A 13,937-nucleotide genomic window follows, 5' to 3' on the forward strand; every position below is an offset into this window, starting at 1 on the left:
CGTGGCCCGCGCCAGCTTCGCACCACTCACTCACTGATATTACTATAAATGGAGTCCATAATTCGCACAAAGTGCTGATAATCCTCGTCGCTGAGGTCCCCCCAGCCTTTGCGTCGCATGGCCGATACAACGGGCAGTACTTCGTGGTATTTCGCTTCACCGGCTTCGGTCAGGTACACCAGAAACTTCCGCCGGTCGGTGTCCGCCATGCGCCGTTCTGTGAGGCCTTTCTGGCTAAGCAGGTCGATGATGCGGGTGACGGTTGGCGCGTCTTTCGTGGTCATCTCCGAAATCGTGTTCTGACTGATACCCGGATTTCGGAAAAGGTGGTCGATGATTACCCACTGGTCAACGGTGAGTTCGAACCCCGCATCGGTAAACTGCTTTTGCAGGGCATTCCGGATCTTCTTGATTGTGGTGTCAATCTTAAAAAAATAAGCACGCGTATCGGATGGATGCGTCATTCGCTGAAGTCAAGTTTCGTCAGTTCTATTCAGGCTGGTCAGAACGTATTGGCCGAAGTTTATTTCGACTTTCGGTTTCTGACCAGATCGTATATACCCGCCAATAAATGACAAATGTAATCAACTAACCAATAAGCTTTCCAGCGTCTCCTCAATCTGGGATACGGACCGGTACAGTTGCTTGTACGACTCGATCACGAAATACTGCTCCTGGTAATGGTCGATGATATACGGCGTTTGGAGCAAGGTCGCCACATCGTACGGGACACGTTTCGGAACCTCACTGTACAAACTGTAGGTTGTTTCCCCCACCGACGATAGTATGCCCCCGCCGTAAATCCGTAGTTGACTGCCTTCCTGAATCAGACCAAACTCCACGGTGTACCAGTACAGTCGCGAAATCATGGCAATGGCTTCTTCGCTATCAATATGCTCCAGCGCAATCCGGCTCAGCGATGCCAGGAAATCGCAAAATGCCTGATTGGACAACATTGGCACATGCCCGAAGGTATCATGAAACATATCCGGTTCGGGCAGGTACTCCAGTTGGTCGCGCCGACGCAGCCAGGTCGTTGCCGGAAAATTCCGGTTGGCCATCAACCCGAAAAACTCCCGGTTGGGAATAAGTCCCTCCACAGCCTCGACCCGCCAGCCCGTAAGCCGTTTCAGATTCGGGTTCAGGTCCCGTTCAAAATCCGGGATGCGGTCGGCCCGAAAGCCCGTTGCCTGGATGCCGTCGAGGTAATCCTGACTGGCTTTTCCCGGCAGCTGCGCCAGTTGCCGCTCGAACAGAAGCCGCCAAACGGCCTGATCGTCGGGGGTGTATTTGGTGTATGTCTGCATAATGAATGTCTGAATGATAGAATGCCTGAATGATAGAATAAATGCCATAAACCATTCACTCATCCTATCATTCAGGCATTCCTGATTATCAAAGTGTTCTCCGCAGTTCCTGTTCGCGTTCGATGGCTTCGAACAGGGCTTTGAAATTGCCTTTCCCGAACGAACGGGCTCCTTTGCGCTGAATAATCTCAAGGAAAAGCGTTGGGCGCGGGCAGATGGGCTTGGTGAAAATCTGGAGCAGATACCCTTCATCGTCCCGGTCGACCAGAATACCCAGCGGGCGCAGCGTGTCTATTTCTTCGTCGATTTTTCCGATGCGTTCGGCGAGGTGTTCGTAATAGGTTTCGGGTACGGTCAGGAATTCGACGCCCCGATCGCGGAGGGCCAGAACGGTTTCCACGATGTTGTCCGTAGCCACGGCAATGTGCTGAATGCCGGGACCACCGTAGAAATCCAGATACTCCTCAATCTGTGACTTCTTTTTGCCCTCGGCCGGTTCGTTGATGGGGAATTTCACCCGGCCATTTCCGTTGCTCATGACTTTGCTCATCAGCGCCGTATAATCGGTAGAAATGTCCTTGTCATCGAAGGAAACAAGCTGTTGAAAACTCATTACATCGTGGTAAAACGTCATCCACTGGTTCATTTCGTGCCAGCCGACATTACCCACCATATGGTCTACGTATTTCAGTCCGGCATCGGCTGGCCGGTAAGTCGGGTTCCAGGGTTGATAGCCGGGTAGAAACACACCGGTATAGTCGTTCCGCTCCACAAATACATGCACCGTGTCGCCGTAAGTGTGAATGCCCGACCGGACAACATAGCCGGTATCGTCCTGCTCGCGGGTCGGTTCCATAAAAGGTTTTGCGCCCCGCTTTGTTGTCTCCTCAAACGCCTTGCGGGCATCGTCTACCCACAGCGCCACCACCCGAACACCATCGCCATGCTGGTCGATGTGGCGGCCGATGGCCGAATCGCCATGCAGGGGAGAGGTGAGCACCAGTCTGATTTTACCCTGTTGCACCACATACGATTCCCGGTCGCGCAGACCCGTTGCCAGTCCGGCATGAGCCACAGGTTGAAAGCCAAAGGCCGTCTGGAAATAATGCGCCGACTGCCGGGCGTTACCCACGTATAATTCAAGGTAATCCGTTCCGTTGAGCGGCAGAAAATCCTCAGTGGAGGGTTCTATTATGGGTTGGATTAGTTCAAGTGTTTCCATGATTTGTTGATGTTGTGATTGTTGATGTTGTGTAGAGACGCAATCCTTTGCGTCTCTACATGATCCACGATTTGTAGTATTTTCCGTCATCCAGCGCCACGGCCTGTTCCGTCAGCATGAGCGGGCGGAAGGTGTCGACCATAACGGCGTATTCCTGGGTTTCTTTCTTGCCGATGCTTCGCTCCATCGCACCGGGGGCAGGGCCGTGGGGCGTACCGCCGGGGTGCAGGGTGATGTGGCCGGGCGCAATGTCGTTGCGGCTCATAAAATCGCCATCGACGTAATAGATTACCTCGTCGGAGTCGATGTTCGAGTGGTTGTAGGGAGCCGGAATCGACTTGGGGTGGTAATCGTACAGGCGCGGAACAAACGAGCAAACCACGAAGGATTCGGTCTGGAAAGTCTGATGCACCGGTGGCGGCTGATGCACCCGACCCGTTATGGGCTCGAAGTTGAAGATTGAAAAACCATACGGGTAGTTGTAGCCATCCCAGCCAACCACATCGAACGGATGTGAGGCATAGACCAGCGAGTGCAGGGCACCCTGTTTTTTGATCTTCATCAGAAAATCACCGGCCTTGTCGTGCGTTTCGAGTGCACCCGGCCTGATGATGTCCCGTTCGCAAAAAGGCGCATGTTCCAGCAGTTGCCCAAACTGATTCCGGTAGCGTTTGGGCGTGTAAATGGGCGAATGCGATTCGACGTAGAGCAGCCGGTTGTCGGCCGTGTCGAATTCGATCTGGTAAATCACCCCACGCGGAATAACCAGATAGTCACCGTACTGAAACGGGATCGTTCCAAACAGCGTCCTCAGTTTCCCCGTGCCCCGGTGGATGAACAGCATCTCGTCGGAATCGGCATTTTTGTAGAAATAGGTCGTTAGCGATTGGCGGGGAGCTGCCAGTCCAAACGTGAGGTCGTTATTGACCAGCAGCGGAACCCGGCTATCCAGAAAGTCATCGGCAGGTGCTACCCCAAAGCCGAGTAATTTCCGCGACAGCATGTTTTTTTGTACGGCCAGTTTAGGGGTCATATCGACGCTTTCCAGCACTTCCCGCACCATCGTTGGCCGGTGAACATGGTAGAGCAGCGACGACATCCCTTCGAAGCCGATGGTACCGAACAACTGTTCGTAGTAAAACGGGCCGTCGCCAAAGGGAGAGGGTGCACTCTCCGAACCCGAACCGGCGGATCTGGCAAACTGCGTGTGTCGTTTGGGTGGAATAGAGCCGAGTGTGTGGTAAAAAGGCATAGTGTCGGTCAGTTTTTCCGGCGAATCCACGCACAAAAGGTCCGCTGGAAGTCAAGTTATAGCGCTACGTTTAATTAGTTGTTAAGGCAACTATTGTTTAGCATACAATTATAACGACAACTATTGAAAATTGTATATTGTTTAGATTAATTTTTATTATAAGGGACAGAATTGAGCAATAAGGCATTAACCTCACTTTAAATAGTAAAGCACAACCCCTTTTTTTAATTTTGGGCGGGCAACTTTTGCTATACTTTGCGACCATAAACTGTTTAACGCACCGGCGAACCGGTGATAACTGAAATGCAACCTACCCTTTTGATTCTGGCGGCCGGTATGGGCAGCCGTTACGGTGGTGTCAAACAACTCGACCAATTTGGGCCTAATGGCGAAACCATCATAGATTATTCACTTTTCGACGCCATCCGGGCGGGCTTCGGTAAGGTTGTTTTCATTATCCGGGAAGAACTTCGGGAAGACTTTGAGGAAGTATTCGGCAGTAAACTAGCCGGAAAAATTGAGGTCGACTATGCCATCCAGGCCCTCGATTCGTACGTTCCAGCCGAAGTGGGGGAAGTAAGACGGACGAAGCCCTGGGGCACCGGCCATGCCATGCTTTGTGCCAAAGACCATACGCATACTCCCTTCGCGGTCATCAACGCCGACGATTTCTACGGCCTCGAAGCATTCCAGCTCATCAGCGATTTCCTGACCACGAACACCGACGATCAGCTTCATGCAATGGTTGGTTACGAAGTGAGAAACACGTTGTCGGAGAATGGGTCGGTATCGCGGGGTGTTTGCGAAGTGGCCGAGAATGGTAATCTTCTGTCGGTTATTGAGCGGACGAAGATTTACGAGCAGGCAAACGGTGGTAATGAGAAAAAAATTGTTTTCGAAGAAGCCGACAGTCTGACGCCCTTATCTCCCGATACACCGGTTTCGATGAATTTCTGGGGCTTTAAACCCAGCGTGTTTCCGTTGGTAGAACACCAGTTCGAGAGCTACGCGATTGCGAATATCAACTCGCCCAAAGCCGAGTTCTACATTCCCACCGTCATGACCACTCTGATTCAGACGGATACGGGTCATTGCAAAGTGTTCCGCAGTCATTCCGAATGGTTTGGCGTGACCTACCCCGACGATAAGCCGGTTGTTCAGACGGCTCTGAAACAACTGCACGACAACGGAGCCTATCCGGAAAAACTGTGGTAATTGATTGAACACAGGGACCGTTCGTGTTGTGCATAGTTTATAACTATGCACGGGTATTATCCATAAAAAAGATTTATTAACCACAGAGGCACAAAGGCCACAGAGGATTGAGTTCTCTGTGGCCTTTGTGCCTCTGTGGTTAATAAATCAATTAGCCTAGCTCGTGCGCTCCGCTTCTTTGCGTAACTGAGCCGCAATTCGGGCGGGGAGTGTTTGTGTTCACTCTACTTAACCCACGACTATAGTAAAGATTCTCGCTTTATAAGGCCAGGTTTCTATTGAAGCGATGGGTGCTTTTTGTGCCATTCTGTAGCATCCTGATAGGCTTTTGCCACGGCCAGTACCTTCCCTTCTTCAAATAACTGACCCATGAAGGTGATGCTCGTGGGCAGATTTTGCTTCGTGAAACCATTGGGTAACACCACGCAAGGGTGGCCCGTTAGGTTGGTGATCGTCAGGTTGCCGCCCGCGTAGGCGGGTGATACGTACACATCAATCTTGGCCGCCTTTAGTTGGCCTGCCATTTCATTGATGAGCTTGGTACGGGCTCGGTTTGCCTGAATGTATTCCACCGCCGGCACGAATCGGGCCGAGCGGAAGGAGTTGGGCCAGGCATTTTTGCCCTGCCGCACCATGAGGTCGTCGCGGCCGGAGCGGGTTAGCTCATCGAACGAAGCCGCTGCCTCCACGGTCAGCAGAAACGAAATCCGGCCCGCCGGAACGCCCGTTGGTAAGTCGAACGGTACCAGTTCAGCACCCAGATTACGCAGCGTTTGTAGGGTGAGCGAGTCGTTGGCGCGGTTTGGATAATTGCTTTCAAAGGCCTTTTTGACGTAACCGATGCGGGTGCCTTTCAGCGTTGTCAGGGGTGTGTACCGGAAGGGCGCGGCCATAACGGTGGGGTCGTGGCCATCGGGACCGTAAATCGCGTTGAACACCAGAGCGCAATCTTCCACGCTGCGGGTGATTGGCCCGATTTTGTCCATGCTCCAGCTCAACGCCATTGCCCCGTGCCGACTCACCCGCCCGAAGGTGGGGCGCAGCCCGGTAGTACCGCAAACGGTAGACGGCGACACGATAGAACCCAGCGTTTCGGTACCGATGGCAAACGGCAGCAGTCCCGCCGATACACTCGACGCCGACCCCGCCGATGAGCCGCTGGAACCGGCCGTTGTACTCCAGGGATTGCGGGTCATGCCGCCAAACCACACATCGCCCATGGCCAGGGCACCGAGGGTCATTTTGCCGCACAAAACGGCCCCCGCTTCTTCGAGACGTTTCACAACGGTAGCGTCGAGGTCGAGTGTCTGGTCTTTGTAGGGCATGGCGCCCCAGGTCGTTTTGTAGCCCTTTTTGGCGAGCAGATCTTTAGCGCCGTAGGGAATACCGTGCAGAGGTCCCCGGTATTTACCCGCCTTCAGTTCTGCATCGGCACGTTTGGCCTGACTCATCGCCAGCTCTTCGGTCAGGGTAATGACGCAGTGTAGTTTCGGGTCGTAGGTCTTAAGCCGGTTCAGGAAGAATTGCGTGAGTTCAACCGACGTAATTTGCTTGGTCCGGATCAACTCGCCGAGCTGCCCGACGGTAAAGAATGCCAGTTCATCCTGATTTTTGGGTAGCGATACTTTACCAGCGGGCGACGCTTTGAACGATGATGGCCCGGCAGGCATAGTAAAACCAGCCGGAAGCGGATTGAAATACAAAGCGGGGGCTACATCGTTCGGTAAGTCGATCTTGCGGAGGGCTTCGTAATTGGTACGGGCGTTATTCAGGTTGCCGAGCATGGAATCACGCTCGGCGGGGGTAAACTCCAAGCCGAAAACTTTGGAAGCCACGTCGACCATTTCAGCGGTCAGGGGCTTCATCGGGTCGTCGTTGGTGATGAATGCACCCAGTAAAAAGCTGCCGGCGCAGGCAGTAAGCAGGAGTAAGCGTTGTTTCATTCGATTTGGCTTATTGACAAAGTAATAAGCCAAATTACGGCACAAAGGGCACTAATTGCCCGCCTGTTGCAAAAAATCCTCGTGTAGCCGAATTTTATTGCGTGTTATGTGGTAATAGTAAAAGCTCTCAGAAAACCTAGACTAAAATAGAAGAACGAAATCGCAACAGTATTTACAAGAGGTTAGTTGTTTTTGAATTATGGACAAACTAACTAAAGAGCAAAGGCGAAAAAATATGCAGGCCGTGAAGGCCACAGGCTCAAAGATTGAAATAGCCTTAGCAAAAGCTTTATTTGCTAGTGGTTACCGCTACCGAAAGAATGATAAAACTGTTTTTGGAAAACCTGACTTAACGTTCAAAAAGTTAAAAATAGCTATTTTTGTGGACAGTGAGTTTTGGCATGGTAAGGATTGGGAAATACACAAGTATGACCACAAAAGCAACCAAGATTTTTGGCACCAGAAAATAGAGCGGAACATTCAAAGAGACAAGGACGTGAATAAGGCTCTTGAAGAATCAGGTTGGAGCGTTTTGCGATTTTGGGGCAAAGACATACAAAAAGAAATAAACCTTTGTATCAATAAAATTGAAGAAATAATAAAATCAAGAAATAATGAATTTCATAAGGATACTCAAAGACGGTAAATCGCAGGTCATTAAAGATGAGGCTTTTTTTACTCTTTTAAATAATACACTGCCTAACATAGATAAGTCGATTAGAGAACTTATTTCAGAATTTGACACAGAAGTTTCAAAAATTGACAAGACAGTTACTAAAGATGCTTTAAATAATGTTCATGGAGATTGGTATGAATGGTTGTTAGCTATAGAAGCTTGGAATTATTGCGCTGATCATGAAAAGGCAAACCTAGCTATACTTACGCCTAATATTAGTCAATTTGATGTTGCTAAACTATATAACAATAGGCTATTTTCACTAATTCAAGATTTAAGAGAAAAAGTCCTTATTTCTTCATCTGTCCAATTAATTTCCTCAAATCCTGATTTTGTGATTATTGATAGAAAACTTGTCAATAAAATATTTCCTAAGATTGAAAGAATAAATTTTATTGATAAGAGTTCATTAACAGTTATCGAAAATGCTTTTAGGCATTTCATAAATCAATGCGATTTTGAAGATATTTTTGGCTATATATCAGTGAAAACTTCTTTTAGACCAGATAGACGTTTACAAATTCCCCATGAAGGCAGTTTGATGAAGGCTATTTACACACATTTACAAACAAGAGAATGGATTATTAATCCTAAGGGATTAATGTATTTTGCAATTGCTACCAAAGTTGGGACTCCAGATCGCGCTGCATTAAAAACGGTTGCAACGCATAGCATTACAACCGTCCATAGCATTCCTCAAGCAGCAGTCGATGAGGTTTATGAGGTTAATTCTCTTCGACAAGCTCAGGAAGCATTTGCTCAGATTTTACATGCTTCGCCAAAATCTGTTTCATAATTGCAGTTCCTAGAGCTTGGGCAAGTACTGGAGGAACGGCGTTCCCAATCTGTTTCCCCACGCTTACTAATGTTCCTTTTTCTCTGCCTTTTACTCGAAAATTCCAGTCATAAGGGAAAGATTGTAAAGCGGCCATTTCAATAGTACTTAATCCTCGGTTTTCCCATGGGTGAATATACATGCCTTTAGCTGGATTATAGGCTGCGGTCCTTATCGTAACCGACGGTAAATCAGCAATTAAGCGGCCAAAAGTATCATTTCCTTGATGACGGCCATTTTTCCAACAATTAGGTCTTAATTCCATTGGTAAGACTTTGAAATTTTCACCTTGATTTATATAAGTCATTCTATTAACTACAAAATCTGAAATGTTCATTAAAACATAATCTTTTCGCGTAGTAGTATCTAAAGGTAAATTTTTAAAAGCATCATCTACCGAAACCCATTTTTTGTAGTTATTTAATGGAGCTACATCAAATAATGGAAATGACTGAAAGTCTTTCACATAAGATTCATAATGCTTCAAATTTTTAAAATGTGTAGGAAATGGAAAGGCGGGTTTATCTACACCTTTAATTCCGATTAAGAAAAAACGTTCTCTACGTTGTGGAACTCCATAGTTTGCAGCATTCAAAATTGTATGAGAAATTCCATAACCTAAACCTTGTAACTTATCAACCATATAAGCTATTACATCTGAATGTTTATTTTGGGTAATTCCAACAACATTTTCAAAAATAAATGCTTCTGGCTGAATACCTTTAACCATTCGAACAAATTCTAAAAAAAGATCGCCATTTCTTTCATCATTTTTACCTAATTTTTTACCTATATTACTGAAAGGTTGACAAGGTGCTCCTCCAACAACTAATGATACTTCACCTTTCACTAAACCAACAAAATCTAATAGCTCATCAACAGATATATCTCTTACATCGCCTGGTACTCTCGTTGACACTTTACCATTTTCGAGTTTTTCTTTTTCTTCAAAAACTTTCCACTCAGGGCGATTAAATTTTAAAGTTTCTCTACAATCTATATCATACTCAATACAAGCGGCAGTTTGAAATCCACTATTTTCCAGTCCAATATCTAACCCTCCCGCTCCTGAAAATAAACTAATTACTGGAAACTGTTTCTCATCTTCATTCAGTGGTAAAGCAGAAATATCTATAAATTTTGTATTGGTTTTTGAGTTAGTGTAAATCATTGTCTAGTTTTTTTAGGTTTTGACTTCTGGCTTTTATAGAATGTTTGAGGTTCTTCCAAGTATGCAGGTTCAAAGCTTTCAATCTCACATACAAAAGATTTGCACCCTATTGCATTAAGACATTGTAATAAGAAAGCAGCACTAAATGTACCGCGACTTATTTTACTATCTATACCTGCCTTAGTTTCTTCAACGCCTATTTCTTCTAACAAACTGGTCAGGCTTTCGTTTGTGACACCACGCCTGACCAGTTCAGACTTCAAAAGACGTTTAGCTTTCTCGTTCCAGTCTATCTCTTTCATTAGCCAAAGATTAAACTTCATTTGCATATATGCAAATTTTTATCAAAAAATACCGGCAAATAATAATATATGCAAAAAAATAACTAGGTGTGTCGTTCCCAATTCATAAGAACCTAGACAAATAAGAATGCTATCTTTCAATAAAGTAATAAGCCAAATTACGGCAGAAAGGCCACTAAATGCCCGCCTGTTGCAAAAAATCCTCGTGCAGCCGAATAATCTGTGGAAGCAGCAATTGCCTCTCGTCGTTCTCGATCACGTAATCGGCAAGGCGAAGGCGCGCTTCGTCGCTTAACTGGCGATCAATAATATTCTGAATCTCAGCATCGGAACGGTGGGGGTCACGTTTACGGATTCGCTGGATACGCAGCGCCACGGGGGCCTGTACGACGATGATTTTAGTAAGCGTGTTGCCATCACCCGCAGCCTGGTTCATCAGGGCAGCTTCTTTCACCACATAAGGCTTGTCGGCATGTTCGTTGACCCAGGCCGCTGTGTCGGCAAAAACACGGGGGTGAATCACGGCGTTGAGGGCGGCCAGCAATGCCGGATCGGTAAATACCTGAGAAGCTACCCACGCCCGGTTGTATGTACCTGAAGGGCTGTAGGCATCTGTGCCCAGCACCCGTTTTATATCGGCTTTCAGGATGGGGTCGTGTTCGGTAAGCCATTTGGCCCGTTCGTCGGCTTCATAAACGGGAATGCCGAGTGCCTTGAACACCGTACAAACGACACTTTTACCCGACCCAATGCCGCCCGTTACACCAATTTGAAGGGGATGTTTCATGGGGAATGGAGAAGTGAATAATGTATAATGAATAATGGGCAATGCATTCTGTAGTTTACATTACTCATTCTACATTATTCATTTTAAAGGCGACAGCAGTTCGCCGACTTCAAAACTAACTGCAACCCGGTTGGCGCTGGTGTGCAGGAGCGGGTGGCGCAGTTGATTAAGTGGAAGCTCTTCGTCGTAATTATCCGAAATGCGTTTGCGGGGAATGCGTACCCAAATCGTGTCCGGCAACCCTTTGACCAGCTTTGCAGGACCGTCAATCTGGATGGAACGCGGGGTCATGTTGATCACGCTCGATACCATGAAACGCGGGGCCATGTCCAGATGCAGACTGTCGGGGAGAAGCTGAACCATTTTGGATGTGTGCCGGTCGAAACTAAGTGCCAGTGTATCGGCCACAACGTAGTTGACGTGCAGCTTTTTTACCTGTTCGCCCAGAGCTGCGGCCAGCGAGGATGTATTGATAGCCGTTGCCCGCAACGGGTCCTGAACGATATAATCGACCGGATCGATGCGGAAAGGTAACCACGAATGCCGCAGCAGTCCCCAGCCATCGCTCGACACATTTACCCGTACAAATTTGGGTAATGGCGAGGTGGCAATAAATAATGAATCATCGTAAACAAACCGGATCGGATACTCAACATTGAGCGTGTAACCCGGTTTGTTAAGAGCGTTCAGAAACCAGAACAGGGCAGCCGCTCCTAAGCAGAGAAGCGCTTTTGTTGGTTGAAAGGAGCGAACGTTTGGGGCGGTATTCACACGTTATTGTTTCTCGGCTTCCGTCGCTGGTTTTACCGTTGCCTCACGCGAGATGGAGCTTTTTTCGAAGGTCATCTTAACGCCCCGGTCTACTTCCAGCGTAATCGTGGTTGCATCGACAGAGGCAATACGACCGTGTAAGCCACCGATCGTAACGACGCTGTCGCCTTTCTTGAGATTTTCGACAAAACTCTTCTGGTCTTTCTGCTTTTTTTGCTGCGGACGAATCATGAAGAAGTAAAACACACCAATGATCGCTACCCAAAGGAGCACATTGTAAATCATTGACGTATTGGAGCCGGCTGCGGCCTGTAACAGAATGGACAACATAAGGGAGTGAGTTTAGGACGTTTTGGTGGTTTCGGTCTTTGGATTTACCAGCGCCTTAAATTGAAGGTCGGTCATGGACGGTTCCGTGTTGGCAAAGATGGTGATGGTTTTGTTCTGTTGCCCACTTTTACCCCGGCTGTTGAAGCGTACCCGTACCGATGATTTGGCACCGGGGGCTACCGGCTCCCGTGGCCATTCGGGGGTCGTACACCCGCAGGAAGCCGTAATGTTGTTGATAATCAGCGGAAATTCGCCCGTGTTGGTGAACGCAAAAACATGCTCCACCGTATCGCCTTCCGTAAGCGTACCAAAATCGTAAATACCGGTTTCGGCAAAGGTAATCTTCGGCATTTTGGTCGAAGCCGTTTCTTTGGAAGCCTGGCCCTGCTGGCGATTGTCGCAGCTGATCTGACCAAAACTTAATCCCGCGAAGGCCACTATAAGCAGCCAGTTTTTGAGGTGCATTGCTGAGGTATTGTTTTTAGAACGTCCGGCCCATCGGTGATTGATAAGCCGGACATACCGAATACTATGCGTTTTGCTGTTTAATTTGTGCCATTAGCCGATCTACATCTTCCAGCAGGCGCTCCGCTTTTTCACGAGCATCGTTCACAACCCGCTGACCTTCATTCTTCGATGAATTTTCGGGCAGCTCCACCGAGTTCCCCAAGTCTTCCAGCAACTGATTAATCTGCTCTCTGTACTTCGACAATCGGAACGACAGGCGATCGCGGGTGATCTTGCCCTTATCGGGTGCATAAAGCAAACCGATAAGAGACCCGGCAGCAATTCCGGTTAGCAAAAAGGTTAAATCACGGCCAATTCTGCTCATTTCTAAGAAAGTTTGTGGTTTGTTGTTTATCACTACGAATTCTGGTTTTTGGCCTTCAGGCTAAAGGGCCTTTTGTTGGCAAAACCATACTTCGTAACTTATAAACTAGCAACTCTTTTATTTATTATCCAACAACCCGCGTCCGCTTTTACGCAGTCGACCGGAAGCCAGCAGCTTCTCGGACAGGTTATCCAGAATTCCATTTACAAATTTACCGCTTTTAGGCGTACTGTACGCCTTTGCGAGTTCGATATATTCATTAATCGTTACTTTGACCGGAATGTTTGGGAAACTGAGCAACTCACAAACCGCCAGTTTCAAAATGATTTTGTCGATCATCGCCACCCGCTCAACGTCCCAGTTTTTTAGCTGGTCGGCCAGGAGTTGTTCATAATCGGCGTCGTTTTCGATAGATTTTTCGAACAGCGTGTTCAGGAACAATTCGTCTTCTTCCCAGTCGTCGGTGAGCGGTTCGAGTTGCAGACCCGTTGCACTCTGGGCTGATTTCAACGTTCGGATGGCCAGGCCGCGAACGACTTCGCTGTTTTCTGCCCAGCTCAGGTCAATTTCGGATAGATGGTCGCGAATGACCTCATGCTTGAATACCAGACTACGGAGCACATGTTGTGCCAGCGCCTGATCTTCATCGGCGGTGTGGGTACGGGTTGAGCAGTAAGCCCGGTAGGTATCGTCGGTTTTAAGGGCTTCGCGCAGGGCTTTTCGAACAAATCCAAGGTCTTCCGTCCACGAAATATTGTGCCGGACGGCTTCATTCTGGAGCGGCTGGTGCTGGGCCAGGGCCTTGATAACGGTGTTGTCGTAAAGCGTCGACTCGAAGGGAAAAGGCGTTTCGTCAACGTCGCGATACCGGCGTTCGCTGTCGATCTGGGCAACCTGACCGAGTTCAACGAGTAAGGTTAACACCAGCAGGTAATCGTCGTAGATGCCGTTTACCTGTTTCAGCATCATGTGCGCGAGGTGCTGGCGATCTTTTCTCGTACGAATCTGGTAAAACACAAACCCATCGTTAGCGGCCTTGAGCACGTTACGAGGGGCATCGTCATCCTGAGCGGATTGATTGTTTTTGATGGCCTCTTCGAAGAGAAGAGCGGCCAGTTTCCGGTAGCCTTCCAGTTGTCGCTTATTCTGCGGCAACATCGAGTTCAGGTCGGGTTGGAAGAGGTCATTGATGCCGTCGATGGCTAATTGTTCATTGGAAAATTCGGCCTGTCGAAGCGCATATATCGCCTGCATGACCTTTATTCGGAGTAGTCGCCTGTTGAGCATCCCGCCT

16 protein-coding genes are annotated in these 13,937 nt (G+C 48.2%); 3 read left to right on the forward strand and 13 right to left on the reverse strand.

What is annotated here, in order from left to right; genetic code table 11:
* Nucleotides 1-26: 26 nt before the first annotated feature.
* The 4 genes from CRO74_RS16385 to CRO74_RS16400 all read right to left on the reverse strand — a co-directional run bounded on the left by CRO74_RS16385 (nt 27) and on the right by CRO74_RS16400 (nt 3,781).
* Nucleotides 27-464 (reverse strand): MarR family winged helix-turn-helix transcriptional regulator, encoded by a 438-nt coding sequence (locus CRO74_RS16385; RefSeq protein ID WP_097127158.1) that lies wholly within the window; start codon nt 462-464, stop codon nt 27-29.
* 120 nt (nt 465-584) lie between these two features.
* A complete protein-coding gene (gene phhA / locus CRO74_RS16390) occupies nt 585-1,310 on the reverse strand; it encodes a phenylalanine 4-monooxygenase (protein WP_097128630.1) in 726 nt (241 codons plus the stop codon).
* Between the two features lie 85 nt (nt 1,311-1,395).
* Complete coding sequence (gene hppD, locus CRO74_RS16395) at nt 1,396-2,529, reverse strand: 4-hydroxyphenylpyruvate dioxygenase (RefSeq protein ID WP_097127159.1); 1,134 nt, start codon at nt 2,527-2,529, stop codon at nt 1,396-1,398.
* Nucleotides 2,530-2,584: 55 nt separating this feature from the next.
* On the reverse strand, nt 2,585-3,781 hold the full coding sequence (locus CRO74_RS16400) for a homogentisate 1,2-dioxygenase (protein ID WP_097128631.1): 1,197 nt from the start codon (nt 3,779-3,781) through the stop codon (nt 2,585-2,587).
* 303 nt (nt 3,782-4,084) lie between these two features.
* Between CRO74_RS16400 and CRO74_RS16405 the strand changes: the two genes are divergently transcribed.
* The gene (locus CRO74_RS16405; RefSeq protein WP_097127160.1) at nt 4,085-4,996 is read left to right on the forward strand and encodes a nucleotidyltransferase family protein; all 912 of its coding nucleotides are present in this window, start codon (nt 4,085-4,087) and stop codon (nt 4,994-4,996) included.
* Nucleotides 4,997-5,271: 275 nt separating this feature from the next.
* On the opposite strand, the gene CRO74_RS16410 is transcribed toward CRO74_RS16405, so the two are convergent.
* Complete coding sequence (locus CRO74_RS16410; protein WP_097127161.1) at nt 5,272-6,939, reverse strand: amidase; 1,668 nt, start codon at nt 6,937-6,939, stop codon at nt 5,272-5,274.
* A gap of 199 nt (nt 6,940-7,138) precedes the next feature.
* Between CRO74_RS16410 and CRO74_RS16415 the strand changes: the two genes are divergently transcribed.
* Nucleotides 7,139-7,585 carry a very short patch repair endonuclease gene (locus tag CRO74_RS16415; protein WP_097127162.1) on the forward strand — a complete coding sequence of 149 codons (447 nt, stop codon included), beginning with the start codon at nt 7,139-7,141 and terminating at the stop codon, nt 7,583-7,585.
* Nucleotides 7,554-8,411: a Cfr10I/Bse634I family restriction endonuclease gene (locus CRO74_RS16420; protein WP_097127163.1), complete on the forward strand. Its 858-nt coding sequence runs from the start codon at nt 7,554-7,556 to the stop codon at nt 8,409-8,411. Before CRO74_RS16415 ends, CRO74_RS16420 begins: the two co-directional genes overlap by 32 nt.
* On the opposite strand, the gene CRO74_RS16425 is transcribed toward CRO74_RS16420, so the two are convergent.
* The 8 genes from CRO74_RS16425 to nusB form a co-directional block, all read right to left on the reverse strand.
* Complete coding sequence (locus tag CRO74_RS16425) at nt 8,341-9,621, reverse strand: DNA cytosine methyltransferase (protein WP_097127164.1); 1,281 nt, start codon at nt 9,619-9,621, stop codon at nt 8,341-8,343. The two genes, CRO74_RS16420 and CRO74_RS16425, sit on opposite strands and share 71 nt — an antisense overlap.
* Complete coding sequence (locus CRO74_RS31625) at nt 9,618-9,923, reverse strand: DUF6471 domain-containing protein (protein ID WP_179830222.1); 306 nt, start codon at nt 9,921-9,923, stop codon at nt 9,618-9,620. The genes CRO74_RS16425 and CRO74_RS31625 overlap by 4 nt, the downstream gene beginning before the upstream one ends.
* A gap of 175 nt (nt 9,924-10,098) precedes the next feature.
* The gene (coaE, locus tag CRO74_RS16435; protein WP_097127165.1) at nt 10,099-10,710 is read right to left on the reverse strand and encodes a dephospho-CoA kinase; all 612 of its coding nucleotides are present in this window, start codon (nt 10,708-10,710) and stop codon (nt 10,099-10,101) included.
* Nucleotides 10,711-10,788: 78 nt separating this feature from the next.
* The gene (locus tag CRO74_RS16440) at nt 10,789-11,481 is read right to left on the reverse strand and encodes a hypothetical protein (RefSeq protein WP_097127166.1); all 693 of its coding nucleotides are present in this window, start codon (nt 11,479-11,481) and stop codon (nt 10,789-10,791) included.
* A 3-nt stretch (nt 11,482-11,484) separates the two neighbouring features.
* The gene (yajC, locus tag CRO74_RS16445; protein ID WP_097127167.1) at nt 11,485-11,811 is read right to left on the reverse strand and encodes a preprotein translocase subunit YajC; all 327 of its coding nucleotides are present in this window, start codon (nt 11,809-11,811) and stop codon (nt 11,485-11,487) included.
* A gap of 12 nt (nt 11,812-11,823) precedes the next feature.
* Nucleotides 11,824-12,276: a DUF1573 domain-containing protein gene (locus CRO74_RS16450; protein ID WP_097127168.1), complete on the reverse strand. Its 453-nt coding sequence runs from the start codon at nt 12,274-12,276 to the stop codon at nt 11,824-11,826.
* A gap of 64 nt (nt 12,277-12,340) precedes the next feature.
* The gene (locus CRO74_RS16455) at nt 12,341-12,643 is read right to left on the reverse strand and encodes a YtxH domain-containing protein (protein WP_012930772.1); all 303 of its coding nucleotides are present in this window, start codon (nt 12,641-12,643) and stop codon (nt 12,341-12,343) included.
* A gap of 117 nt (nt 12,644-12,760) precedes the next feature.
* The gene (gene nusB, locus CRO74_RS16460) at nt 12,761-13,897 is read right to left on the reverse strand and encodes a transcription antitermination factor NusB (protein ID WP_097127169.1); all 1,137 of its coding nucleotides are present in this window, start codon (nt 13,895-13,897) and stop codon (nt 12,761-12,763) included.
* Nucleotides 13,898-13,937: the final 40 nt, after the last annotated feature.

It is taken from the genome of Spirosoma fluviale, from assembly GCF_900230225.1.
In the GTDB taxonomy this organism is placed as follows: Bacteria; Bacteroidota; Bacteroidia; order Cytophagales; family Spirosomataceae; genus Spirosoma; species Spirosoma fluviale.

Bases quoted from the DNA above. Each gene is read 5' to 3' on its own strand.
- CRO74_RS16410 (WP_097127161.1), bottom strand. From the start codon at position 6,939: ATGAAACAACGCTTACTCCTGCTTACTGCCTGCGCCGGCAGCTTTTTA.
- CRO74_RS16400 (WP_097128631.1), bottom strand. From the start codon at position 3,781: ATGCCTTTTTACCACACACTCGGCTCTATTCCACCCAAACGACACACG.
- CRO74_RS16415 (WP_097127162.1), top strand. From the start codon at position 7,139: ATGGACAAACTAACTAAAGAGCAAAGGCGAAAAAATATGCAGGCCGTG.
- CRO74_RS31625 (WP_179830222.1), bottom strand. From the start codon at position 9,923: ATGAAAGAGATAGACTGGAACGAGAAAGCTAAACGTCTTTTGAAGTCT.
- coaE (WP_097127165.1), bottom strand. From the start codon at position 10,710: ATGAAACATCCCCTTCAAATTGGTGTAACGGGCGGCATTGGGTCGGGT.
- CRO74_RS16425 (WP_097127164.1), bottom strand. From the start codon at position 9,621: ATGATTTACACTAACTCAAAAACCAATACAAAATTTATAGATATTTCT.
- CRO74_RS16405 (WP_097127160.1), top strand. From the start codon at position 4,085: ATGCAACCTACCCTTTTGATTCTGGCGGCCGGTATGGGCAGCCGTTAC.
- hppD (WP_097127159.1), bottom strand. From the start codon at position 2,529: ATGGAAACACTTGAACTAATCCAACCCATAATAGAACCCTCCACTGAG.
- CRO74_RS16385 (WP_097127158.1), bottom strand. From the start codon at position 464: ATGACGCATCCATCCGATACGCGTGCTTATTTTTTTAAGATTGACACC.
- yajC (WP_097127167.1), bottom strand. From the start codon at position 11,811: ATGTTGTCCATTCTGTTACAGGCCGCAGCCGGCTCCAATACGTCAATG.
- CRO74_RS16420 (WP_097127163.1), top strand. From the start codon at position 7,554: ATGAATTTCATAAGGATACTCAAAGACGGTAAATCGCAGGTCATTAAA.
- nusB (WP_097127169.1), bottom strand. From the start codon at position 13,897: ATGCAGGCGATATATGCGCTTCGACAGGCCGAATTTTCCAATGAACAA.
- CRO74_RS16450 (WP_097127168.1), bottom strand. From the start codon at position 12,276: ATGCACCTCAAAAACTGGCTGCTTATAGTGGCCTTCGCGGGATTAAGT.
- CRO74_RS16455 (WP_012930772.1), bottom strand. From the start codon at position 12,643: ATGAGCAGAATTGGCCGTGATTTAACCTTTTTGCTAACCGGAATTGCT.